Origin of the sequence: Caballeronia sp. LjRoot29, assembly GCF_964252755.1 — a bacterium.
In the GTDB taxonomy this organism is placed as follows: Bacteria; Pseudomonadota; Gammaproteobacteria; order Burkholderiales; family Burkholderiaceae; genus Caballeronia.
Genome location: NZ_CAXUPU020000004.1, coordinates 186,787 through 208,579, shown reverse-complemented (window position 1 = coordinate 208,579; position 21,793 = coordinate 186,787). Strand labels below are relative to the sequence as shown.

The window sequence follows — 21,793 nt, the reverse complement described above, 5'->3', positions numbered from 1 at the left end:
ACCGCAGAGACTCAACCAGCCAATGGTTCGGGATGCATCACAGAAGCCGCATCGCTGAAAAGCTGCTCCACCTCGCGGTTCGAGATCTGTTTGCCGAGCGCATTCATGTCCACGCCATCGGGTTTGCCGATCAGCGCATAGCTCAATTCAGCCTGACGCCAGGTCACCACACGCATGGAATCGACATCCTGACTTGCAACCCCTTGGTCCGGTTTCACGTCCTTCATCACGCAGAGCGCAACGGGCTCGCCTTTTTCAGGCTGATAAACGATCTGCACCAGCGGCTTGTTGTTGAAACGCAGGCGCTGCACGGTCTTGAACGTCAGGCCGGCGCTGTGCAAATCCGGAATCCGCAACGCGAGACCGTCTTCGCGGCGGATGTCGTCCACCGTTTTCGACGATGTTTCCGTCGTCTCGTTCACGTAGGCCAGCGTGTCGCGCGTGTAGAGCTTCTGGTAGCCCGTGGCGGCCTGCACCCACGGCGACAGGTTGCTTGCAGCCATCGAACTGGACTCGCCGTGGTTCAGCAAGGGTCCGGGGCGCAGGAACATTCCGCCGAAAAACGCACCCGCCACGCACGCAGCAGCGAGCCATGCGGGAACGGAACGCATGCGCGAGCGAACCGGCGCGCCGGCTGGTGAGGGCACGGCATTGTCATTGACTGCGGGTGCAGCGGCGTGCGCACGCGCCATGGCTTCAATCTTTTGCGTCAGCGAATCAGGCACGGGCGGCAAATCCTGCGCAGCGAATGCGCCCCGATAATCCACGCGCGACGCCTTCAGCATCTCGACCAGCTCAGCCGCTTCGGCCGACGCGCGTATGTGTTCCTCGACCTCGTGGCGCTGGCCGGGCGGAAGTTCGCCGTCGACATACGCCATTAACGTTACTTCATCGGTTTTCATGCAATTGAGTCCTTTCGCGTCGCCGGGGCTTTTGGCTTCGGTTCGTGCGAGCTGAACTGCGCGCCGACGGCTTGCCGGGCGCGCGATAAGCGGCTCATGACGGTTCCGATAGGAACCTCGAGTACATCTGCAGCTTCCTGATAACTCAGGCCTTCGACCGCGACCAGCAGCATGACAACGCGCTGCGGCTCGGGCAGGCGTTCCACGGCGCTGATGATCTGGCCGTGCATGAGTTGCGTTTCCGGGCCTTTATCCACGGGGTCGGCGATGTTTTCCAGGAAATCGTCGTCCCACTCCATGCTGGAACGTTTGCGCACGCTTCGCGCCCGCAATTCGTTGATCCAGGTGGAATGCACGATCGAAAACATCCAGCTTAACGGGGCCGTATCGGGCTGCAGCTGGTGCGCCCGTTCCAGCGCGCGCAAACACGCGCGCTGCACGAGATCCTCGGCGTCGTGCCGGTCGCCCGATATGCGCAGCGCAAAGGCCCACAAGCGCGGCAGCATGTCGGGAAGCATGCTCGGTAAGTCTGCACCGTTCATCGAACGAATATCTCCTGGTACCAGTGTCCTGTCCGAATGCTGCCAGCAGCATGCACGCGAGATCTGCGTGAAACGAACCGCATAGTTTAACTTGCAATCGGGCATTTCGCCGCAGACTCGTTCGGCATGCCGCACGGTTTTATCGCCGGGAATTTCCTGGCTGCGCTGCCTGCGCTTCTTCGCGTGTACGGCGATTGAAAGAAACAGCATACGCCGATGAGCGCGCGGCCAGCAGCGGATCGTCCGACGGTTCGATTCCAGCCGGCAACACCAGCGGATCGAAGTTGATATCGCGGCAGGCTCCATCGATCTGCGATTCTGCCTGGTCGATCACCACCACGCCCGCATCCACGCGATGCAGCTCCCGCTCTTGCGGCCAGAGGCGGGTGGCGTCGGCGGTCGGATCGCCGGGCGCGGCCGGCGTGATCATCAGGTGCCAGCGCACGGGACCGCGCACGAGACGCTTGCTCAAATCGTGCGCAAGGAAGTCCGGATCGCGCGTGTCGATTGCAGTGACAGGCTGGTAGGCCGCTTCGGGCACGACGCTCCATCGGACGAAACGGGTGTTGCCTTGGGCGTCGGTGAACCTGAACGCGTTGATGCTGAAATAACTCGCGTTATAAAAATTCGATGACGCCGGGTGTTTCGCCAGCCATTCGTGAAAAGCCCTTGTTTCAGGATGTTTTTCCAGAAACCTCTCCATCTTCGCCGGGTCCACGCGGCCGCTGGCGGCGTCGGGCTGCAATGCGGCCAATTGCTGATACAGCGCGTCGGGTGTGCTGACGGCGAAGATTGGCACGGAGTTCATCGCGGTGCGCCATTCTTCGCCTTGGGGCAAGGACATTTTCAGTGCGAAGCTGCGGACCGGCGCATCGGCATCCTCTTGGGTCGGATCGCTCCCGGGCGCTGACAGCCGGCCTATAAAGGGAAAAGAGCCGCGCTTGAAGACACTCGCGCGCGAAAGTTGCGCGCCCCCGCCGTTGCTGTCGAAGTGGCCGCTCACGCATAACCCTTTTGCATGATTGCGCCGGAAGCCGGGGTGTTTGCGCGTTGTCGATTCGAACACGTCTATCATTCGCGCGGCCGTCAGCGGAGGAGGAACGAATGGCCAGTAGATCCAGCCGGCAACCCATGCGAACGAACCCGCAACGACGCCAAGCGTCAGCGCAATGATTGCATAGGCGGCGACAGGGCGCAGGTACGGCGCTTTGGTCATCGAGGGTTTATGTGCCGGTCAGGCAATGATAAGAGAGACAAAATGCCATGTTGCTACACGTGCGGTTCGTGGCTGCGGTACAAAGCATACGAGTGTGGAGGAAGCTGCTGCATTGGATCAGTGCTTCATGGCGCCTTTTACTTAACGGACCCGGTAATTGGAATGAATCCGGGGAAAGGCAATCCGTGAAAAGGCGCATTATGCCAGTCAGCCGCGAAAGAAGCAGCGCGCTAACCGCTAAGGGGGCTCATTGACGGAATTAATTAGGATTATTTAGCAAAATGGCGTCCGCGGAATGCCGCGAGTAAGGGCACCGCGTTCCTGGAAGCATTTTACTGCGCTCAAGTCCTGGTCTATTTTTTGGTCCGAGTTGCGGATAGAAGCCAGTTGCCGATCGCAGCAGATTCGCTGATCTATAAGAACGACGCGTCGTCATTCGTCATGGCGACGACGCGAATTCCGTGCGGTGTTTTACCGCGAGTGCGACTTGAACGCCTCGCCGCCGATGCCAGCGTGATCGACCGCTGCAATGCGGTTGCGGCCATTATCTTTCGCCTGATACAACTGGGCATCGACGAGATTGATGAACGCCGTTGCGTCCATTCTTTCGGTTGGCACGATCGTGCCGACACCAAAGCTTGCTGTCACGCATTGGTTATGCGGCGAACGTACATGCGCAATGGCTTCTTCCGCTATCAGCGCGCGGCAGCGTTCGGCGATTCTCACGGCGTTTTCAGCAGGGGTGTTGGGGAGGACCAGAATGAACTCCTCGCCGCCGAAACGCGCAAGAAAGCTGTCCGATCCTGCCGCTTCGCCCAGTATGCGCGCGACGTGTTTCAAGCATGTGTCGCCTTGCAGATGGCCGTAGTAGTCGTTGTAGGACTTGAAGAAATCTATGTCGACCATGATCAGGGAAAGTGGCGTGCCCGAAGCTTTCGCTGCGGCCCATTCACGTGCCATGACGCCGTCGAACATGCGGCGGTTGCCTGCGTCTGTGAGGCTATCGTGGAATGACAGTCTTTCCAGTTCCTTTTGCAACTCCGCGAGCTTTTCTTCGGTGCGCTTGCGTTCGCTGATATCGAACATGAATCCGACCAGTGAGTCGACTTCGCCGTCCGCGTTGCGTACCACATGCACGACGTCGCGCAGCCACACGTAACCGCCGTCGCGTGTGAGCGCGCGATAATCGGCTTCGTGATCGGTGCCGGCCTTGGATTGCGTGACGCAGAAGTCGACAACCGATGCACGGTCATCCGGATGCATGCGTTCAGCCCAGTCGTTGACGTCCTTCCAGCTCGACGGCGGCCAGCCTAGCAGCGATTCGATCTGCGGGCCGATGTACGCAAATTTCATCGTCGCCCAGTCGATTTTCCACGGGATCGCTTTGGTGGATTCGAGCAGCGTCCGGTAGACGCCGCTGTCGTCGTCGCCGAAAATCCGGGCGGGCGCGGCAGAGGTTTCGTCGTGCGGCAGGAAGGCGGCCTTCAGGTTGCTTGCGTTGCTTTGGTTGCTTGCGTTGCTGTCCGGATTGTCTTGGCTGGTCATATGGCGGTGGCTTTCGTTATCCTTGGCTTCGCGGTTGCAGAAATCGATTGTCGCTATTGACAACAGCGGGCACGTGTTTATTTTCGAGGTTAGCCTGCGTCCTCTTAGCGAGACTCGAGGAATGTACACCCGCTATATTTAGTACACGGCTAAAGAAGCGCTTGGCGGCGGGTATTATGGCCCCGCTTTTGCACAAGGTTGTAGGGTTCGGCGCCACAGTCGTCGCCTGCTCGCCACACCATCGGCTTTTGCGGATGTCGCGTCGCTTGATTTGGACGCCCTTGAGCGGAGCCGTCCATGGACCTATCGAATCACCCGGCGATGCCTCGGTTGGCGGCTGTCCGTGAGGCGTTACACCGGACGCGTGGCGATTTCCATTTCATTGGAACCCTTCCTTCTATAGACCGCAGCGTACAAGAACCACGTCATTAGGAACGCGCCAATGATCAAGTATCCGGCCATGCCTAAGTAATCATTTAGACCGCTGATCCGGGCCCAGAATGCACCGCTAAGCCGCAGCTTAGCGCCAGCAACTGCAAAGCCTCGAAGCAGCTTGGCGGCCTGACGGTAGGGTAGATGGGACGCCAGTCAAGTAGACGAAAATGGTCGCCCACAGCCTGGTTCACTCTCGTGATGAGTCCACTCTCCCGCACATTGAGCGAGTGCTTGTCCGCCTAGGCCGTCACAACAAAGTCCAGCATAGCTTTCATGTGAACAGGACCGCTTCCCGCGAAGCGCGGGTTCCAGCCCGGTCCTTTCGCGCTGCGCACGAAGGACTGCGTGTCCGAGTCGAGGATGCCATAAATGACTTCGGCGACGATGCGTCCGCCGACCCAGCCGAGCTGAGTCAGCGCCCCCGGGCCGTTGAGCAGATCGTTCTCGGAAAAAATGCGGCCCCCTCCGCCGGTCACAGTATCGAGAATGGGCGCCTGCGCTTCGGCCAGAACATGGAACCAGAGCGGCGTGTCCTGCTGAAGGCCGGGATCGATGGGCGTCCATTAGAACGCCTGCGACGCGGGATCGGTATCGTTGTCCGGCCGTTGGTCCGTTTCTACCCGGACGACAAGTCTGTCAACGGCAAGCGGCCCTTGACCCTTTCCGTGTGCCTGGAGCTTCTTGGCCACGGTCTGGCCGTTCAAGAGCTGGTAGGCGTTACCGCGCAGCAGATTCAGCAACGCGAGGGAAGGACGGTCCGGATCCGCCAGCTTGTCGTGTACGAGCGTCTTCGCTTCGCTTGTTGCGCCCGAGCCGGCCACGCCAGGCGGCAGCACGGTGAGCGGATCGACCAGCGTCGGGTCGAGCTTATAAGCGAATTGGAGCCGAACGTCAGGGTGGGCGTGTCATCGGCCGCTGTTCTGTCCGTTTCGATGACTTCCTCGCCCAACACTTTGCCCGTCAGGAACTATTTGATCGATGACCCGCTGATTGCCGAGCGAATTTTCAAGTGCGAAGGCCAGATTTGCCTTTTGTCCCAACACCGTTGCGGCAAAGTCCTCCACCATCAATTGATATTGGTCAACGTCGCCAAATTCCATGGTGTGTGTCTGACCTGTTTCATCGGAACGATGGCGAATGTGTGCAGGACCGTAGATTCCCGGATTGAAGGGGGCATCTACACTCAACCATCCTTTTGTTCCGTGAAAAATCATGTGCTGGCGGCGCGACATTTGTGTGCCGCAGTAGAACGTCATTGAGAATCCGGGGAACTGGGCGGTGCAACGGGCGAACCGGTCTGTGCCGAAGCGAGGATCGAGCAGAATCTCGGCATGAACACGAGAAGGTTCGAGGCCCGTTGCAAGCCGCGTGGTCACGACCGGGTAGACACCAATGTCGCGAACTCCACCTCCGCCTAGCGCAAGATTGTTCTTGAGCGCGTTGGGATCGTCGTTGAAGTAAGTGAACGATCCTTCAATCAGCGTGAGTTCACCGATCATTCCCTGAGCAAGGCTGTCGCGAACAAAAATCCATTGCGGATGATGCGCCACCATGAATGCTTCACCGCATACAAGCCCGGTTTGGTCGCGCAAGGCGATCAATTCGAGCACCTCCTTGGCGTTCATTGCAATCGGTTTCTCGCACAGCACATGCTTGCCCCCGAGCAAGGCCTTCTTGCACCATTCGACATGGCTGGCCGTTGGCAAGGGGATATAGATCGCGTCCACGTCGCTGCTCTCGATCACCTCATCGTAACTGGTCAAGACGCGGTCGATTCCATGCCTTGTCGCGAAAGCCTGTGCGCGGGCCTGGTCGCGGCTCGCAACTACGGTTACCCGGCCGTTCGACGAGCGTTGCATAGCCGGTGCTACAGCGTTGTCGGCAATTTTTGCAGCGCCTAATATGCCCCAGCGAATCCTGTCAGTCATTGCTGTATCCGTGTTTTTGGTCGTTTAACGCTGCACCATCAGCAGACGGTCTGCAGACGATCAGCGCAGAGTGCGAGCACTTCATCCGGCTCGCGTTGCCACCAGTTTTGCGCCGAAAAAATCTCGACTTCCACCAAGCCGTCGTAGCCGGCACGCTCGACGCATGACCGCACTGCCGGCAGGTCGATGACACCGTCGCCCATCATTCCGCGATCGAGCAGCATGTCATTTGTTTCGTGGAGCCAGTCGCACACGTGATACGCCAGGATGCGGTCCGCCAGCCCGGTTTTTGCAATGGATGCCGTCAATTCCGGATCCCACCAGCAGTGGTAAACATCAACGGCGACGCCGATAAAACCCGAGCGCTCCGGGTCCACCGTTTCGCACATGCTTAATGCCTGCGCGAGGGTGTTGACCACGGCACGGTTTGCTGCATACATCGGATGAAGCGGCTCAAGTGCAAGGGGCACACCGTACTCGCGTGCGGTTTCCAACAGCATCGAGATCCCATCGGCCGCTTGGGATCGCGCGCCTTCCAGATCGCGGCTACCGGATACAAGTCCACCAACCACCAACACGAAACAGCGAGCTCCGAGCACAGCCGCATCGCGCAATGCGGCCCGGTTTGCTTCGACGTTCGCGCTGAATTCGGCCGACGTTGCTGCTGGTAGATAAGTCGAGCGGCAATAGCCTGTCACGCTCAGGTCGAGCGCCCTGATCTGGCGGGCAAGCCGCGGGACGTCGCCTCCCTCGACTTCCCGGCGCCACGGCGCGATTCCGCCAAAGCCCGCCCGGGCGATGCGGTCAATCGTATGGCTGAGTGGCTCCCGATGGCCCAGTGTTGCGGTATTGATGGAGCACAGGTCGAGTCTTCCCTGCAGGTTTCTCATGAGTTTCCAGATCGATATCGAAGACGAACAGCCCTTGCATGCCGTCTTCCAGTGCCTCAAGAAGGCGGGCCCCAATGGCTTGATGCGTCGGATGTGCCAGATAAGCGAAGCAGTCGTCGCGGCTCGCGAAATCCATCGTGAAGCCGTCAGAGAACGTCATGCCATAGCCTTCCGGCGATACGTTGGGTCCGCACTGGAAATTGGTGAAGGCAATCCCAGGCACTTCCGTCAGCCGCCGGATTTGCTCGAAGAACGCGAGGCGGCGTTCCGGCGTCACTTCGCTGCGGAACCGGCAAAACACCATATGCCGTACTGGCCCTCCGGATCGAGCCATTGTCAGTCTCCGCATCCTAGCGGCGCCATGACTTTTCGAATGCGAGTGATCGCATCGTCCGGATCGCACAGCAGGCCGGCTTGGTCGGCCAGGCGGAATACGTCGGCCAGGTAAGCCGGCGGACGCATACCGTGGTGACCGCCCGGCATGAAGAAGTGATCCTGGAAGCCGTTCAGGTACGCGAGGAAAACCACGCCCGTTTTGTAGTACTGCGTTGGCGGTCGGAAGATATGTCGCGACAACGGAACGGTCGGCGCAAGCAAGGCGTTGTAGGTCTCGAGGTCGTTATCGGCGAGCGCGGCCAGCGCTTGCGATGCGGCGGGCGCGATGGCATCGAAGATGCCAAGTAGCGCATGCGAATAGCCGGCCTCGTCGCCTGCGATCAGGGCCGGGTAGTTGAAGTCGTCGCCGGTGTACATCTTCACGCTGGAAGGCAGGGCTCGCCGGAAGCTGATTTCTTTTGCGTCGTCGAGCAGCGAGATCTTGATGCCGTCGACGTGGTCGACACTGCCGCCGATCACGTCCAGACAGACCTGTGCCGCGCTTTCGTAGTCCGGCGTGCCCCAGTAGCCCGCAAGCTCAGGGTCGAACATCTCTCCGAGCCAGTGCAGGATCACCGGTTGATCGCACATTGCGAGCACTTCACGATATACGCGAAGATAATCGTCAGGAGAACGTGCTACTCTCGAAAGCGCGCGGCTCGCCATCAGGATGACGCGTCCTCCCAGGCGTTGCACCGCTTCGAGTTGATCGGCGTATGCCCGGATCACCTGATCGCAGTTCGTGACGGATTCAAGCGCTACGTGATCGGTGCCGCAGCCTGATGTGATCAACGCGCCAGGAATGTCCCGTGTTCCTTCAATGCTGCGTGTGATCAGTTCGAGTGCGGTGCTCCAGGGCAGGCCCATGCCGCGTTGCGCGGTATCCATGGCTTCAGCAATGCCAAGACCTTGTTGCAACAGGTAACGCCGGTATTCAAGCGTGCGCTCCCAGTCGATCGCGGGCGCAGCATTCAGTTCGCCGGCGCGCAACGGATCTGCCACCACATGGGCAGCCGAATAAGCAATGCGGGTGAAAGGCCGCGCGGGTGCACGCACGTCGAGCGGCACGCCTTCAACACGATACGTTTCCATCGTGCCGGGCGCAGTGGGAAGTTTGAGTGTGAGGTTCATGTGCGGATCAGTATTTGGTCACAAGCAGACCACCGTCGATACGGATGGCCTGTCCAACGCTGTAGGGGAGGCCGCCGGTCGCAAGCGTGCGCACGGTGGTCGCCACTTCCTGCGGCGTGCCCCAGCGTTTGATCGCGGTGAGGCCCTGGTCGATTTGCGCGTCATAGCGTGCACGTGATGGTGCAGTCATTTCGGTTTCGATCAGACCAGGCTGTACTTCGTAGACGCTTACGCCGTGCTCCGCGAGGCGCAATGAGAACAGCGTGTTTGCCATCGACAACCCCGCCTTTGACACGCAATACTCGCCGCGCAGAGGCGAAGCGGCGACTGCATTTGACGAGGTGATCGTGATGACGCTTGGATGAGGCGCGACGCCGGTTATCGAGCGGGCCAGCAGGTGTTTCGCGAATGCCTGGGTCAGGAAGAAGGTGCCGCGCGTGTTCACGGCGATGCAGCGGTCGAAGCTCTCGGGCGTCACGTCGAGCAGGTCGCCGCGCGACATGACCGATACGCCCGCGTTATTGACGAGGCAATCGATCGGACCGGCGAGCCGCGCTTCAATATCCAGCAGCGTGGCCTGATGCGAGCCGATGTCGGCGAGATCGGAGACAACGGGAATCGCCTGAGCGCCGGTCCGTCTGACCTCGGCGACGGCCTGGTCGAGTTCATCGGATGCCACGACATCGGTGAGCGCGACATCAAATCCGGCGCGGCCAAGTTCGATCGCAATCGCCCGGCCGATGCCGCGCCGGCTGCCCGTGACCAATGCGATAGGGCGTGCGCTCATATCGAGGCTCCGTTGGCGATCAGGTCGCGGGCAATGATGGTGCGCTGAATCTGGTTCGTGCCCTCGTAGATCTGCGTGATTTTGGCGTCCCGATACAGACGTTCGACTTCATAGCCGCGAATGTAGCCGCTGCCGCCAAAAATCTGCACCGCGTTGGCGCTGTGCTTGACCGCCGTGTCGCCGGCAAAACACTTGGCCATCGAGCAGGCGATGCTCGCCCGGTCGCCGGTTTCGAGTCGTTCAGCGGCATCGAGCACCAGCAGGCGCGCGGCTTGAATATCTTTCGCCATGTCGGCGAGCATCCACTGGATTCCCTGAAAGTCGGCGATGTGGCTGCCGAACTGCTTGCGTGTCTGGGCGTAGTCAAGCGCGGCCTCGAGTCCCGCCTGCGCGATGCCGACGGCGAGCGCGGCAATGCCCACACGCCCCTTGTCGAGCACGCTCATCATGATGTGAAAGCCGCGGCCTTCCTGCCCGAGCAACGCATCGTGCGGGAGCGTTACGCGCTCGAAATGCAGTTCACCCACCTGTGAGGCGCGCTGGCCCATCTTGTGTTCCTTCGGGCCTTTCGAAACACCCGCCAGATGGCAATCGACGATAAAGATGCTCATGCCGCGCTTGCCCGCCGATGGATCGGTGCGTGCCAGCACGAACGCCAGGTCAGCGACCGGCGCGTTGTGGATCCAGAGCTTGGCGCCACTCAGTTCCCAGCCTTCGGCCGTGCGCGTGGCGGTGGTACGAATGCCGGACACGTCGGTGCCTGCATCGGATTCCGTGATGCAGTACGCGGGTCTGAGCTGGGCGCGCAGCAATGGCGCCATGTACTGCGCGCGCTGGGCTTCGGTGCCGTGCACGCTCAGCAGCGTGCCGACCAGTTCGAGCAAGCCGCACTGATCTGCCACCGACGCATAGCCTCGCGAGAGCTCTTCCATTACGAGCGCGTACGCGGTGACGTCGAGTCCGGCACCACCGAAGTCCTCGGGCACCGTGATGCCGAAAAGACCTAGTTCGCCCATCTGCCTATAGATCTCTGCGGGGAAGCGCTCTTCGCGATCAAGCGCTTCGGCCAGCGGGCGAATCACCTCTTGCGCGAACCGTCGGGTGGTCTCGCGAATCTGTTGGTGGGTTTCTGAGAGTCTCATGCTGTCTCCGTCTTCATGATCGATACGTGTTTGTGCGTGGTGTGCGCTACTGTCGCAGGTAGGCCGCGCGTCGCGCACGCCGCTTGAATTACGTGATTTCCTGTGCAAACATTCGAATCAAGTAACCATCTGGATGGTTATTTAAAACCAATGAACGAGTGATGTCAACGAGCTTTAAGGCCGAATTCCTTGACCCGTTTCATCCCGGGTTCCGGCTCGTGAAGGTAAACCCGAGCGTCAGGCATATCTTCTTGAATTCCACGATTTCCTGTGCCAACATTGACAACAAGTAACCATCTGGATAGTTATTTAAGTTCGGCAGATGATTGCATCGACGAGCTTTGGTCCGAATTGATTGGAGGGTAGATTGAAAAACTGGATGCAAGCCGAAGACGCGGTTGAACAGATCTTCGATGGGGCGACGATTGCGCTGGCCAGTAACGGCGGCGGTTTGCTCGAACCGGACGCCGTGCTCGCGAAACTCGAGCAACGGTTTCTCGCGACCGGCCATCCGCGCGATCTGACGGTGGTCCACGCGCTTGGAATTGGCGACGGCAAGGGCAGCGGCTTGGGACGTTTCGCGCACCCCGGTATGGTTCGGCGCGTTATCGGCGGCCACTGGAGCTGGTCGCCGGCCATGCAGCAAATGGCAAAGGACAACGCGTTCGAAGCCTATAGCTTCCCCGCCGGAGCAATTTCCACCCTGTTGCGGGAAATTGGCGCGGGCCGTCCGGGCCTGGTCACCCACGTCGGCCTGCGTACCTTCGTCGATCCGCGGATCGATGGCGGCAAGATCAATGCGCGCGCGACGGAAGATCTCGTCGAACTGATCGAGCTTGATGGCCGCGAATACCTGCGCTACAAGCCTTTCAAAGTCGACTTTGCGATTTTGCGCGGTTCATCCGCGGATGCGGGCGGCAACGTCACGTTGCGTCGCGAGCCGGCCGATCTCGACGTCTACGCTGCAGCGCTGGCGGCGCACAACAGCGGTGGCCGCGTGATCGTTCAGGTCAGGGAACGCGAGCCGGCCGGGTATGTGCCTGCGCGGCTGGTTCGCATTCCGGGCATCCTCGTCGATACGCTCGTCGAGACGCCGGCGCAGGCGCAGTGCGCCGTCGCCGATTACGACCCCACGCTAAGTGGCGAATCGCTCGGAAGTATCGCCGACGGCTTCTATGAAGTGCCTACGGGTATTCGTCGCATCATTGCCGCGCGCGCAGCGCTGGAACTGCACGAGGGCCATTCAGCGAACTTTGGTTTCGGCATTCCCGGCGGAATCCCGGGCTTGATGGCGCAACAGGGGCGGCTTGGCACATTCTGGGGATCGGTTGAGCAGGGCATCCACAACGGCGCAATGCTCGACGGCCCGATGTTCGGCTCTGCACGCAACGCAGAAGCGATCCTGTCGAGTGTCGATCAGTTCGATTTCTACAGTGGCGGCGGAGTGGACATCTCGTTTCTCGGCATGGGCGAGATGGATGGTCAAGGCAATATCAACGTATCGAAGCTCGGGGCAACGGTGGTAGGCCCGGGCGGCTTCATCGACATTACTCAGGGCGCACGAAAGATCGTCTTTTGCGGCACGTTCGAGGCAAAAGGCCTTCAGGTCGAGCAGGCGGGAGAGCGCCTGAGTATCCTGTCGCCCGGCAGTGTGCCCAAACTCGTCGATCGCGTGCAGCACATTACGTTCAGCGGTGAACAGGCGCGCATCGCCGGCCAGGAAGTCCTTTATGTAACGGAGCGTGCTGTGTTTCGCCTGGAAGCGGCGGGGGTGCGGCTGATTGAAGTAGCGCCGGGAATTGATGTTGAGCGCGATGTGCTCGCGCGCATGGCGTTTCGTCCGCTGGTGGACGACGCGCTGCTCTTGCAGTCGAAGCAGTCGAAGCAGTCGAAGGTGGCAAAGGTGGCTTGAGGCCGGATGAGGAAAGTGATCGCCGCCACGATTCGATCCGGTCCGGCGCGGTGTGTCACGGGCGGAGCAGCCGGAGCACCGTCTCGATGTTGAAGTCGAGCCTCGCTTTCAATGCGTCCTTACTCATGAAGTCGAAGTCAAAGATCAGGCCGCTCGTGTAACGATTGGTCAGGTAGTAATAACCGACTGCAGCCATGGTGATGTGGAGTTGCCGGACGTCGACACCGCTGCGAAAGACTCCGGCTTCAATACCGCGATCGAGTATGCGTTGCAACATGGAAATGAAATCATGATGCAGTTCCTTGAACCGTTCGGACTTCTTCACATGGCGTGCCTTGTGAAGGTTCTCGCTGTTCACGAGCGTCATGAACTCAGGATGCTTCAGGTAGTAGTTCCAAGTATGCGTGGTGAGCGCGACGATCGCATCCTGGGGCGAAAGATGATCGAGGTCGAGCTTGAGTTCCGCCATGCGGATGTCGGCATAGGCGTCTTCGAGCACGGCCACGAACAGCTCTTCCTTGCTTCCGAAGTAGTGGTAGATCATCCGCTTGTTGGCCTTCGAGCGCGTCGCGATGGCTTCGACGCGAGCGCCGGCCAGGCCAAGTTTCGCGAACTCCATTTTCGCGGCTTCGAGAATGCGTGCTCGCGTGACCTCCGGATCTCGCTGCCTGGGCTGGCGCTCGACAGTCGCTGTAGCAGGTTTCGAAGCGCGACGTTGAGTGATGGTTTCAGCGGTCATAGGGTCGTGAAAGTAGGAAGGGCGGGGCGACTGCCGGTTGACGTCATCTGGGGTGACTATAAACCAGAAGCGGGTTGCTAGGAAGTAACCGGATGGTGCAAAATCAGGCCAATGACAGAGCGAATCAGGCCAGCGACAGGACGGTAACAGCGCGACGCCGCTGTCGTCGATCCGAGATGGTTAGAGCGGCACTGAAGGAATTTCACACTTGGAGGCAGGAATGAGAGATTTGAGCGAACTGGCAGCCTCGCTGCGCTTACCGTCCGAACCGGTCCGTACGCCGATGTTCATAGACGGCAAGGACTATGCAGGCGCGACTGGCGAATGGGTGTCGCGCAAGAGCCCAGGGCACGGCGTGCCGGTCACCGCCACGTCGCGGGCCTCCAGCGGAGACCTGGACATGGCCGTCGCGGCCGCACGGCGCGCCTTCGACGATGGCCGCTGGTCCCGGCTGTCCGGCGAGCAACGTGCAGCGGTACTGTTGAAAACGGCGAGCCTGATCCGTGAGAACGTAGAGACGCTGGCTTATCTTGAGACGCTCGAAAGCGGTAAGCCGATCGGACAGTCGCGCGGCGAGGTCACCGCAGCTGCGGGTATTTGGGAATATGCGGCGGGCCTCGCGCGTGTCGTGCACGGCGATTCGCATGACACGCTGGGAAACGATCTGTTCGGTCTTGTCGTGCGGCAACCGGTCGGCGTGGTGGGCATCATCACGCCATGGAATTTCCCATTTTTCATTCTTTCCGAACGTCTGCCGTTCGCACTGGCGGCTGGCTGCACCGTGGTGGTCAAACCCGCCGAACTGACTCCAACGACGACGCTCAAGCTCGCCGCCTTGCTCACCGAAGCAGGCCTGCCCGATGGCGTGGTCAACGTTGTAACGGGGCTGGGGCCGGTGATTGGGCAGGCACTCGCGGAGCACATGGATGTGGACATGATTTCGTTCACCGGCTCGACGCCGGTAGGACGTTCGGTCCTCACCGCGGCCGGCGGCAACATGAAAAAGGTGGGGCTCGAGTTGGGCGGCAAGAATCCGCAGATCGTATTCGCCGATGCCGATCTCGACGACGCCGCGGACGCGATTGCCTTCGGAATCTCCTTCAACGCAGGGCAATGCTGTGTGTCGGGCAGCCGTCTCGTCGTGCACCGCTCGGTTGAAGAGGAACTCGTCGAACGCGTGAAGGCGGTGCTCGAAAAGGTGAAGGTGGGCGATCCGCTCGACGCGTCCAATCATGTCGGCGCGATTGTCGAAGCACGCCAGTTTGACAAGATCCGTGGCTATATCGACGCCGGCCGGCGCGACGGCGCGCAACTTGTTTGCGGGGGCACCAGCAGCAATGAGGGCGATAAGCTATTTATCCAGCCCACGGTGTTTCGTAACGTGCAACCCGGCAGCGCGCTCGCACAGGAAGAAATTTTCGGGCCGATACTGGCGGTCACGCCGTTCGACACTTTCGAGCACGCAATCCACCTTGCGAACGGCGTGGCCTTCGGCTTGGCTGCCAGCATCTGGACGCGCGACTTGCAAGGTGCAATCAAGAGCTTCCGTGAGGTACAGGCGGGCCGGATCTGGGTGAATTGCACCATCACGGGCGGCCCGGAAATGCCGATCGGCGGTGTCAAGCAGTCGGGCATCGGGCGCGAAACGGGGCGTTACGGCGTCGAGGAATACACCGAACTAAAGTCGGTGCATATCCAGCTCGGCAATCGCCCGCGCTGGATTGCGTGAAATGCGTGAGCCGTCTGGTGGTGCCTGAACCCGGGCGGCCGCGCAGAGCCGCGCGAAACGTGAGTGCCGCGTTACAAGCGCGTGGCCACAAAATACAGTATCGGAGACAGCAATGTATGACTATGTGATCGTAGGTGGCGGCGCTGCGGGTTGCGCGTTGGCGGCTCGCCTGAGCGAGGACGCAAACATCCGGGTGCTGCTGCTTGAGGCCGGCCCGGCCGACACCGACCCGTACATCCATATGCCGGTGGGGTTCTTCAAGATGACCAGCGGCCCGTTGACATGGGGTTATCACACTGCGGCGGTGGCGGAAACACAGAAGCGGCAGATTCCCTTCGCCCAGGGCCGCGTGCTCGGGGGCGGCGGTTCGATCAATGCGATGGTCTATACGCGCGGCCAAGCTGCCGACTATGACGGCTGGGAGCGCGATGGCTGCGCCGGTTGGGGCTTTCGCGACGGCGTTCTTCCGTACTTGCGCCGCATGGAAGACAACGAGCGCTTGTGTAACGAGTATCACGGCGTGGGCGGCCCGCTCGGTGTGTCGGATCTGATCACGGTCAACGAGTTGACGAAGGCTTTTGTCCTCGCCGGGCAGGAAGCAGGCATGCCGCACAACAGTGACTTCAACGGTGCGCAGCAGGCAGGCGTCGGCGTATATCAGGTGACGCAACGCAATGGCAAACGCTGCAGCGCGGCAGTGGGCTATCTGCGCGATGCGCGCCCAAGACCCAATCTCACGATTCGCACCGACTGCCTTGTGTCACGCGTGGTGATCGAGAACAGCCGCGCAGTGGGTGTTGAGTTTGCGCCGCGCGGCGAACGCGCGAACGTGGAAATCGCGCGCGCCGAACGTGAGGTGATCGTCACTGCCGGCGCGATAGGTTCGCCGAAGCTGCTGATGCTCTCCGGCATCGGCCGTCCGGAGGATCTGGAGCGGGCGGGCATCAAGCCCGTGCATGCGTTGAGCGGTGTCGGTCAGAATCTGCAAGATCACTTTGACATCGATATTGTCTACGAACTCAACGGTCCTTATAGCCTCGACAAGTACGCGAAGAAGCACATGATGCTGCTTGCCGGCCTGGAGTACAAACTGTTCAACAAAGGGCCGGTCACGTCGAACATAGCTGAAGGTGGCGCGTTCTGGTATTCGGACAGCAGCGTGCCGACACCGGATCTGCAGTTTCATTTCCTGCCGGGGGCGGGTGTCGAGGCCGGCGTGCCGCCGGTGCCGTCAGGTTCGGGCTGCACGCTCAATTCATATTTCCTGCGGCCGCACAGCCGGGGCAGCGTCACGTTGCACAGTGCTGATCCGGCCGATGCACCGGTGATCGATCCTGCTTACATTCGTGATCCTTATGATCTCAAGGTCGCCGTCGAGGGTATCCGTCAGAGCCGCGAAATCATGAGTCAGGGCGCGTTGCGCAAGTACATCAAGAGCGAGCACTTCCCCGGAGGCAAGGTTCGTTCGCAGGCTGAGTACGAGTTGTATGCGAAGCAGTACGGGCGCACCGGCTATCACCCCGTGGGTACGTGCAAGATGGGCGTCGATGAAGCATCGGTCGTTGATCCGCAACTGCGCGTACATGGCATCGTGGGTTTGCGAATCGCGGATTCGTCAGTCATGCCGCGTATTGTCAGCTCGAACACGAACGCTCCCACGTTGATGATTGCCGAGAAGGCCGCTGACCTGGTCCGCGGCCGGGTGGCGCAACCGTCCCACGTGTCGGGGCGGCTCGCGAGCACCGCAGGTCACAAGAAGCATGAAACAGCGGCCGCCTGAACACGGTCACCACACAGGAACAAGGAGGCTCGCACACAGTGCAGCCTTCCCGTTTCCAGTAAATATCTGGTTATTTATCCATCCCTGATGACAGGGTTTTTTGCTCGGAGGAGACATCATGTTCAAACAAGACCAGCGCGCAGGCGTTTCACGACGCGACTTCATCAAACTCGGCGCAGGCGCCGCCATCGCCGTGGCTGGTGGCGGGGTGTCGGGTCTTTCGTTCGGTGCAGAGCAGACCACGCTCGCCTGTTCGTTTCGCTCACTGACCAACCCCTACTACACCGCATTCAACAAGGGCGCCCAGAACTTTGCCAAAAGCGTTGGGCTGCCCTATGTGCCGCTCACCACGGAAGGCAGCTCGGAAAAAGGTATTGCTGACATTCGTGCACTGCTGCAGAAGACAGGCGGCAATCTCGTCCTCAATATCGACCCGAACGATTCCGCGGACGCAAGGGTCATCGTCGAGACATGCCAGAAGGCCGGCGCGTACGTGACAACGATCTGGAACAAGCCAAAAGACCTTCATCCGTGGGACTTCAACCCGAACTACGTCGCGCATCTTTCATTCGATGGCGTGGCATACGGCGAGGCGACCGCGACCGAACTGTTCAAGGCCATGGGCGGCAAGGGCGGTGTCGTGGCGCTCGGCGGTATTTTCAGCAACGTGCCGGCCATTGAACGCAAGGCAGGGCTGATGGCCGCGTTGAAGAAGTTTCCGGGTATCGAGTTGCTGGATTTCCAGGTTGCCGACTGGGATTCGCAAAAGGCTTTCCCGATCATGCAGGCCTGGCTGACTCGCTTCAACTCGAAGGTGAAGGGCGTGTGGGCAGCCAACGACGACATGGCGCTCGGCGCGATCGAAGCGCTCCGTGCCGAAGGACTCGCGGGTCAGTTGCCGGTGTCCGGAATGGATGGCACCACGCCCGGCCTCGCGGCCGTCAAGGTGGGGGAACTCGTGACAACGGTCGACTGGGACCCTTATTGGCTGGGCGGCATTGGCCTGTCGATGGGTCTTCAGGCGAAGAGCAAAAAGGTCGATGTCGCGACCTTGCCCAAGGACCAGCGCGAGTCGTTCTGCAAGGCGACGCTCGTGACGAAGCTCAATGTTCAGACGGTGATTGCCCGCGAGTCGGCGCCAAGCATTGACTGGACCAACCTTTATGCCCGAGTGGCGGGACCCGTGGTGTATCGATGAACAAGCTCACCGCAGCGCCTACCCGGCAGGCCATACGCTTACCAACAACCGGGACCCGGTTCGTTTCGACGCGCGCACTGGTACGACGATTTTCGCCGCTACTGGTTCTCCTGGCGCTTGGCGTATGCATCGGCGCGTTCAATCACGATTTTTTCGACCCGATGAACCTGTCGAGAATCGCGATCGCCGCCGCTATCCCGCTCACCATCGCACTGGGTGGAACCTTCGTCATTCAGCTCGGCAGCATTGATTTGTCGGCGGAAGGCATTGTGGCGGTCTCGGCCATTACCGTGTCGATGCTCGTTGAGAACTCGTACAACGACAATCACTTCGGGCTGTGGGTGCTGGCGGTGGCGATTGCCGCGGGGGCGGTCCTGGGGCTTACCAACGGCGTGCTGCATGTGTTCCTGCGCATCCCGTCGTTCATCACCACGCTGGCGGTCGGTTTTGTCGCGTCGGGGATCGGAACGGCATGGTTGTCAGGCAATACGATCCGCGTCAGCGACACGGCGCTGCGTTCGATCTCGATCACGCGCTACTTCGGCCTGCCGTTATCCGTGTGGATCGCGGTGCTGTCGCTTGGCGTGGCGTGGTTCATCTACCGGCATACGCTGTTGGGTCGTCACACCCTGGCTATTGGCGGCGGAGAGGATCTCGCTCGCCTGAGCGGCGTGAGGGTCAGCCGTGTGCGCATCGCCATATTCGCGCTGGCCGGCGCCTTTTACGGGGTGGCAGGCATTCTCTCCGTCGCGCAATACGGCCAGGGTCATGCGCTCATAGCCAATGGTCAATTGTTCGTCGCCATCACGGCAATCGTCGTAGGCGGAACATCGCTCGCCGGCGGCAACGGCAGTCCGATGAACACGCTGATCGGCACGCTCGTGGTGGTGGTGCTCGCCAACGGCATGGTTCTGCTCGGCGTGCCTCCCTATGTTCAGCAGGGGATCCAGGGAGTCCTGATTATCGTCGCCGTTACGTTAGCGCTTAATCGCTCGCGTCGGCGCATCGTCAAGTAAGTGCCGGAGAATAGACATGCTTGTACTGAAGAACGTCACCAAACGCTTTCCCGGCGTGCTTGCCCTGGACGATGTATCCATCGAAATCAGGCCGAACGAGATTGTTGGCCTGATCGGCGAGAACGGCGCGGGCAAGTCCACGCTCATGAAACTGCTCACGGGCGCGTACCACCAGGACACCGGCGAGATCATGCTCAACGGCCAGCCGCTTGTGATTCGAAACCCGCGCGACGCCACTTCGAAGGGCATCGCGATGGTGTACCAGGAACAGTCGATCCTGCCCAACCTGACCGTTGCCGAGAATCTGTTCCTGGGTCGCGAAGAGGACTTTGTTAGCTTCGGGCGCCTGAACTGGACGAAGCTCAAGCGCGCTGCGCGCAAAGAGCTTGCGACGGTGCATCTGGACGTCGATCCGCTGACGCTGTGCGAGGACCTGTCGTTTGGTCAGCGCCAGATGGTGGAGCTGGCGCGAGCCCTTTCGCTCGCGAGCCGGACCGGCGGCACGCCGGTCATTCTTCTCGATGAACCCACCTCGGTACTCGAGGCCGCAGAGATCGAGATTCTGTTTCGGCTCGTGGGCGAACTCAAGTCGCGCGCTTCGTTCGTGTTTGTCTCGCATCGGCTGGACGAACTCTTGTCGCTTAGCGACCGCGTGTACGTGATGAAGGACGGCAAGGTGGTCGCCGAAATGCCGGCGGCCAGTGCGTCAGTGGCGCAGCTGCACGAATTGATGGTGGGCCGTTCGATGCACGGCGAGTACTACCGCGAGAACCTGCAAAAACCCTGTCGCCGCGAGGTGGCGCTTTCGGTGAGCCACGCATCGCTTGGTCACGCGTTGAACGATGTGTCGTTCGAGGTCTGTAACGGCGAGGTGTTCGGCGTGGCGGGGGTGGTCGGTTCAGGTCGCGAAGAACTCTGCCGCGTGATCGCGGGGCTCGAAAAACTAGACAGCGGAGAGGTGATCGTGGGCACGACTCGTCTCAGGCCGCAGGCGACTCATGCCGTCGCGCTCGGGATCGGATACGTCCCGCGCGAGCGAAAGGTGGAAGGGCTCGTGACCCAGATGAGCGTGGCTCAAAACCTCACGTTGCCGCGTCTGGGCGCAGTCAGCCGCGCCGGTATTGTGCAGAAGGCGGGCGAACGCTTGATTGCGGCCGAGTGGATCCAACGTCTGCGGATCAAGACGCCAGGCCCTGACGCGTCCTGCCGCAACTTGTCAGGCGGCAATCAGCAGAAGGTGGTGCTGGCGAAATGGCGCTTTGCGGGCAGCCGGATTCTCGTGCTCGATCACCCCACGCGCGGCCTGGATGTTGGTGCGAAGGAGGAGGTCTATCAGCTCATCCGCGAATTGAGCGCGGAGGGCGTTGCCGTTGTGCTCACCGGCGACACCCTCGAAGAAATTCTCGGTCTCAGCCACCGCGTGATGGTGATGCGCGACGGGCGCGCCCAAACCATCCTGCCGTGCGTTGTCGGGCAAAAGCCCTCGCAGGTCGAAATCGTAGAACACATGGTCTGAGGTCAACATGCCACATCTGAACGCAACTCTCAAAGCGAAGCTCGGCGAAAACGCGCCTTTCGTCGCCCTGGTCGCACTGTATTTGCTGATTGAAATAGCGCAGCCAAGTTTCCTTGCGCCGTCGACGCAGCTAGGCTTGCTGGCCGACAGTTCCACGTTGTTCATCATGGCGGCCGGCACGACGTTCGTGGTGCTGCTCGGCAGCATCGACCTGTCATTGCAGGCGGTCGCGTCGCTCTCGAGCGTGATCGTCGCCATGTTGCTGCCGCGTTATGGCGCCGTGGCGGCAGTGATTGCGCTCGCCGCGTCGTTTGGGATTGGCTTGCTGAGCGGTGTGATACAGACCGTGCTAAGGATTCCTTCATTTATTGCGACGCTCGCCGTGGGCGGGATCGCATCAGCGGCTGCGCTGACGCTATCGGGTACGCGCTCGATCGGGATCAGCGACGAGATGCGCAACGCGTCGCTTGGCTGGACCACTGGTTCCTCGTTCGGCGTGCCGCACGAGATCCTGCTCGGCGTCGCGGTGTTCGCATTTTGCCTGTTCCTGCATCGCTCGACCGTGTTCGGGCGGCACGTTGATGCCATAGGCGCGGGCGAGCCTGCGGCTATCGCGTCGGGCTTGCGTGTGCCGCGGACCAAGTGCCTGGTGTTCGCCACGTCGTCGTTTTTTGCCGGGCTCGCTGGCGTTGTGATGGCCGGACGCCTGGGTAGCGGATCGCCCACGCTGGCGAACCAGTTCCTGCTGCCCGCCATTGCCGCGGTGATTGTCGGCGGGACTGCGCTAACCGGCGGATCGGGAGGCATTGCGCGAACGCTGGTCGGCGCGTTGCTGGTATCGGTTGCGCGAGTTGGCATGACCTTTGTGGGTATCAGCGTGTTTGCGCAGCAGATCGTGTTCGGGGTGATCCTGATCATTGCAGTGACTGTTGCCTTCGACCGCTCGAAGGTACTGATCATCAAGTGAATTCTGATCCGGTTGCTTCTAGCCGGTTTTTATTGAGGGAGTT

At 60.6% G+C, this 21,793-nt stretch carries 20 protein-coding genes; 7 read left to right on the top strand and 13 right to left on the bottom strand.

The window, feature by feature from the left end; all coding sequences use genetic code 11:
* Nucleotides 1-11: 11 nt before the first annotated feature.
* From ACSQ83_RS06735 to ACSQ83_RS06680, 12 genes are all read right to left on the bottom strand, one after another.
* Nucleotides 12-902 carry an anti-sigma factor family protein gene (locus ACSQ83_RS06735; RefSeq protein WP_414950632.1) on the bottom strand — a complete coding sequence of 297 codons (891 nt, stop codon included), beginning with the start codon at nt 900-902 and terminating at the stop codon, nt 12-14.
* A complete protein-coding gene (locus tag ACSQ83_RS06730) occupies nt 899-1,444 on the bottom strand; it encodes an RNA polymerase sigma factor (RefSeq protein ID WP_436227597.1) in 546 nt (181 codons plus the stop codon). Before ACSQ83_RS06730 ends, ACSQ83_RS06735 begins: the two co-directional genes overlap by 4 nt.
* Nucleotides 1,445-1,583: 139 nt before the next feature.
* Nucleotides 1,584-2,660 (bottom strand): catalase family peroxidase, encoded by a 1,077-nt coding sequence (locus ACSQ83_RS06725; RefSeq protein ID WP_436227596.1) that lies wholly within the window; start codon nt 2,658-2,660, stop codon nt 1,584-1,586.
* A 471-nt stretch (nt 2,661-3,131) separates the two neighbouring features.
* Nucleotides 3,132-4,205 carry a sensor domain-containing diguanylate cyclase gene (locus ACSQ83_RS06720; protein ID WP_436227595.1) on the bottom strand — a complete coding sequence of 358 codons (1,074 nt, stop codon included), beginning with the start codon at nt 4,203-4,205 and terminating at the stop codon, nt 3,132-3,134.
* 674 nt (nt 4,206-4,879) lie between these two features.
* The gene (locus ACSQ83_RS06715; protein ID WP_436227594.1) at nt 4,880-5,116 is read right to left on the bottom strand and encodes a hypothetical protein; all 237 of its coding nucleotides are present in this window, start codon (nt 5,114-5,116) and stop codon (nt 4,880-4,882) included.
* 87 nt (nt 5,117-5,203) lie between these two features.
* On the bottom strand, nt 5,204-5,476 hold the full coding sequence (locus ACSQ83_RS06710; RefSeq protein ID WP_436227593.1) for a hypothetical protein: 273 nt from the start codon (nt 5,474-5,476) through the stop codon (nt 5,204-5,206).
* 69 nt (nt 5,477-5,545) lie between these two features.
* Nucleotides 5,546-6,568: a Gfo/Idh/MocA family protein gene (locus ACSQ83_RS06705; protein WP_436227592.1), complete on the bottom strand. Its 1,023-nt coding sequence runs from the start codon at nt 6,566-6,568 to the stop codon at nt 5,546-5,548.
* Between the two features lie 38 nt (nt 6,569-6,606).
* The gene (locus tag ACSQ83_RS06700) at nt 6,607-7,458 is read right to left on the bottom strand and encodes a sugar phosphate isomerase/epimerase family protein (protein WP_436227591.1); all 852 of its coding nucleotides are present in this window, start codon (nt 7,456-7,458) and stop codon (nt 6,607-6,609) included.
* Nucleotides 7,373-7,792 carry a Dabb family protein gene (locus tag ACSQ83_RS06695; protein ID WP_436227590.1) on the bottom strand — a complete coding sequence of 140 codons (420 nt, stop codon included), beginning with the start codon at nt 7,790-7,792 and terminating at the stop codon, nt 7,373-7,375. The genes ACSQ83_RS06700 and ACSQ83_RS06695 overlap by 86 nt, the downstream gene beginning before the upstream one ends.
* A 2-nt stretch (nt 7,793-7,794) precedes the next feature.
* A complete protein-coding gene (locus tag ACSQ83_RS06690; RefSeq protein ID WP_436227589.1) occupies nt 7,795-8,964 on the bottom strand; it encodes a dihydrodipicolinate synthase family protein in 1,170 nt (389 codons plus the stop codon).
* A gap of 7 nt (nt 8,965-8,971) precedes the next feature.
* Nucleotides 8,972-9,751, bottom strand: coding sequence for a 3-ketoacyl-ACP reductase (locus ACSQ83_RS06685; protein WP_436227588.1), 780 nt, complete (start codon nt 9,749-9,751; stop codon nt 8,972-8,974).
* A complete protein-coding gene (locus ACSQ83_RS06680) occupies nt 9,748-10,893 on the bottom strand; it encodes an acyl-CoA dehydrogenase family protein (protein ID WP_436227587.1) in 1,146 nt (381 codons plus the stop codon). The genes ACSQ83_RS06685 and ACSQ83_RS06680 overlap by 4 nt, the downstream gene beginning before the upstream one ends.
* Before the next feature lie 379 nt (nt 10,894-11,272).
* Between ACSQ83_RS06680 and ACSQ83_RS06675 the strand changes: the two genes are divergently transcribed.
* Complete coding sequence (locus tag ACSQ83_RS06675) at nt 11,273-12,805, top strand: acyl CoA:acetate/3-ketoacid CoA transferase (RefSeq protein ID WP_436227690.1); 1,533 nt, start codon at nt 11,273-11,275, stop codon at nt 12,803-12,805.
* A gap of 55 nt (nt 12,806-12,860) precedes the next feature.
* Here ACSQ83_RS06675 and ACSQ83_RS06670 read toward each other — a convergent pair whose 3' ends face one another.
* The gene (locus tag ACSQ83_RS06670) at nt 12,861-13,544 is read right to left on the bottom strand and encodes a TetR/AcrR family transcriptional regulator (RefSeq protein ID WP_414950644.1); all 684 of its coding nucleotides are present in this window, start codon (nt 13,542-13,544) and stop codon (nt 12,861-12,863) included.
* Nucleotides 13,545-13,764: 220 nt separating this feature from the next.
* Between ACSQ83_RS06670 and ACSQ83_RS06665 the strand changes: the two genes are divergently transcribed.
* From ACSQ83_RS06665 to ACSQ83_RS06640, 6 genes are all read left to right on the top strand, one after another.
* The gene (locus ACSQ83_RS06665; RefSeq protein WP_436227586.1) at nt 13,765-15,273 is read left to right on the top strand and encodes an aldehyde dehydrogenase family protein; all 1,509 of its coding nucleotides are present in this window, start codon (nt 13,765-13,767) and stop codon (nt 15,271-15,273) included.
* 112 nt (nt 15,274-15,385) lie between these two features.
* Nucleotides 15,386-17,053 (top strand): GMC family oxidoreductase, encoded by a 1,668-nt coding sequence (locus tag ACSQ83_RS06660; protein ID WP_436227585.1) that lies wholly within the window; start codon nt 15,386-15,388, stop codon nt 17,051-17,053.
* 118 nt (nt 17,054-17,171) lie between these two features.
* The gene (locus tag ACSQ83_RS06655; RefSeq protein WP_414950647.1) at nt 17,172-18,251 is read left to right on the top strand and encodes a sugar ABC transporter substrate-binding protein; all 1,080 of its coding nucleotides are present in this window, start codon (nt 17,172-17,174) and stop codon (nt 18,249-18,251) included.
* On the top strand, nt 18,248-19,267 hold the full coding sequence (locus tag ACSQ83_RS06650) for an ABC transporter permease (RefSeq protein ID WP_414950648.1): 1,020 nt from the start codon (nt 18,248-18,250) through the stop codon (nt 19,265-19,267). The genes ACSQ83_RS06655 and ACSQ83_RS06650 overlap by 4 nt, the downstream gene beginning before the upstream one ends.
* Nucleotides 19,268-19,283: 16 nt before the next feature.
* Nucleotides 19,284-20,783, top strand: a complete 1,500-nt coding sequence (locus ACSQ83_RS06645) for a sugar ABC transporter ATP-binding protein (protein WP_436227584.1) — start codon at nt 19,284-19,286, stop codon at nt 20,781-20,783.
* Nucleotides 20,784-20,790: 7 nt separating this feature from the next.
* Nucleotides 20,791-21,750, top strand: a complete 960-nt coding sequence (locus ACSQ83_RS06640) for an ABC transporter permease (protein WP_436227583.1) — start codon at nt 20,791-20,793, stop codon at nt 21,748-21,750.
* The last annotated feature ends 43 nt before the right edge of the window (nt 21,751-21,793 follow it).

What these genes read in the sequence shown, in the direction of transcription:
- ACSQ83_RS06695 (WP_436227590.1), bottom strand. Translation starts at nt 7,792, where the DNA reads ATGGCTCGATCCGGAGGGCCAGTACGGCATATGGTGTTTTGCCGGTTC.
- ACSQ83_RS06665 (WP_436227586.1), top strand. Translation starts at nt 13,765, where the DNA reads ATGAGAGATTTGAGCGAACTGGCAGCCTCGCTGCGCTTACCGTCCGAA.
- ACSQ83_RS06685 (WP_436227588.1), bottom strand. Translation starts at nt 9,751, where the DNA reads ATGAGCGCACGCCCTATCGCATTGGTCACGGGCAGCCGGCGCGGCATC.
- ACSQ83_RS06640 (WP_436227583.1), top strand. Translation starts at nt 20,791, where the DNA reads ATGCCACATCTGAACGCAACTCTCAAAGCGAAGCTCGGCGAAAACGCG.
- ACSQ83_RS06675 (WP_436227690.1), top strand. Translation starts at nt 11,273, where the DNA reads ATGCAAGCCGAAGACGCGGTTGAACAGATCTTCGATGGGGCGACGATT.
- ACSQ83_RS06735 (WP_414950632.1), bottom strand. Translation starts at nt 902, where the DNA reads ATGAAAACCGATGAAGTAACGTTAATGGCGTATGTCGACGGCGAACTT.
- ACSQ83_RS06655 (WP_414950647.1), top strand. Translation starts at nt 17,172, where the DNA reads ATGTTCAAACAAGACCAGCGCGCAGGCGTTTCACGACGCGACTTCATC.
- ACSQ83_RS06680 (WP_436227587.1), bottom strand. Translation starts at nt 10,893, where the DNA reads ATGAGACTCTCAGAAACCCACCAACAGATTCGCGAGACCACCCGACGG.
- ACSQ83_RS06690 (WP_436227589.1), bottom strand. Translation starts at nt 8,964, where the DNA reads ATGAACCTCACACTCAAACTTCCCACTGCGCCCGGCACGATGGAAACG.
- ACSQ83_RS06650 (WP_414950648.1), top strand. Translation starts at nt 18,248, where the DNA reads ATGAACAAGCTCACCGCAGCGCCTACCCGGCAGGCCATACGCTTACCA.
- ACSQ83_RS06705 (WP_436227592.1), bottom strand. Translation starts at nt 6,568, where the DNA reads ATGACTGACAGGATTCGCTGGGGCATATTAGGCGCTGCAAAAATTGCC.
- ACSQ83_RS06725 (WP_436227596.1), bottom strand. Translation starts at nt 2,660, where the DNA reads ATGACCAAAGCGCCGTACCTGCGCCCTGTCGCCGCCTATGCAATCATT.
- ACSQ83_RS06670 (WP_414950644.1), bottom strand. Translation starts at nt 13,544, where the DNA reads ATGACCGCTGAAACCATCACTCAACGTCGCGCTTCGAAACCTGCTACA.
- ACSQ83_RS06720 (WP_436227595.1), bottom strand. Translation starts at nt 4,205, where the DNA reads ATGACCAGCCAAGACAATCCGGACAGCAACGCAAGCAACCAAAGCAAC.
- ACSQ83_RS06645 (WP_436227584.1), top strand. Translation starts at nt 19,284, where the DNA reads ATGCTTGTACTGAAGAACGTCACCAAACGCTTTCCCGGCGTGCTTGCC.
- ACSQ83_RS06700 (WP_436227591.1), bottom strand. Translation starts at nt 7,458, where the DNA reads ATGAGAAACCTGCAGGGAAGACTCGACCTGTGCTCCATCAATACCGCA.
- ACSQ83_RS06660 (WP_436227585.1), top strand. Translation starts at nt 15,386, where the DNA reads ATGTATGACTATGTGATCGTAGGTGGCGGCGCTGCGGGTTGCGCGTTG.
- ACSQ83_RS06730 (WP_436227597.1), bottom strand. Translation starts at nt 1,444, where the DNA reads ATGAACGGTGCAGACTTACCGAGCATGCTTCCCGACATGCTGCCGCGC.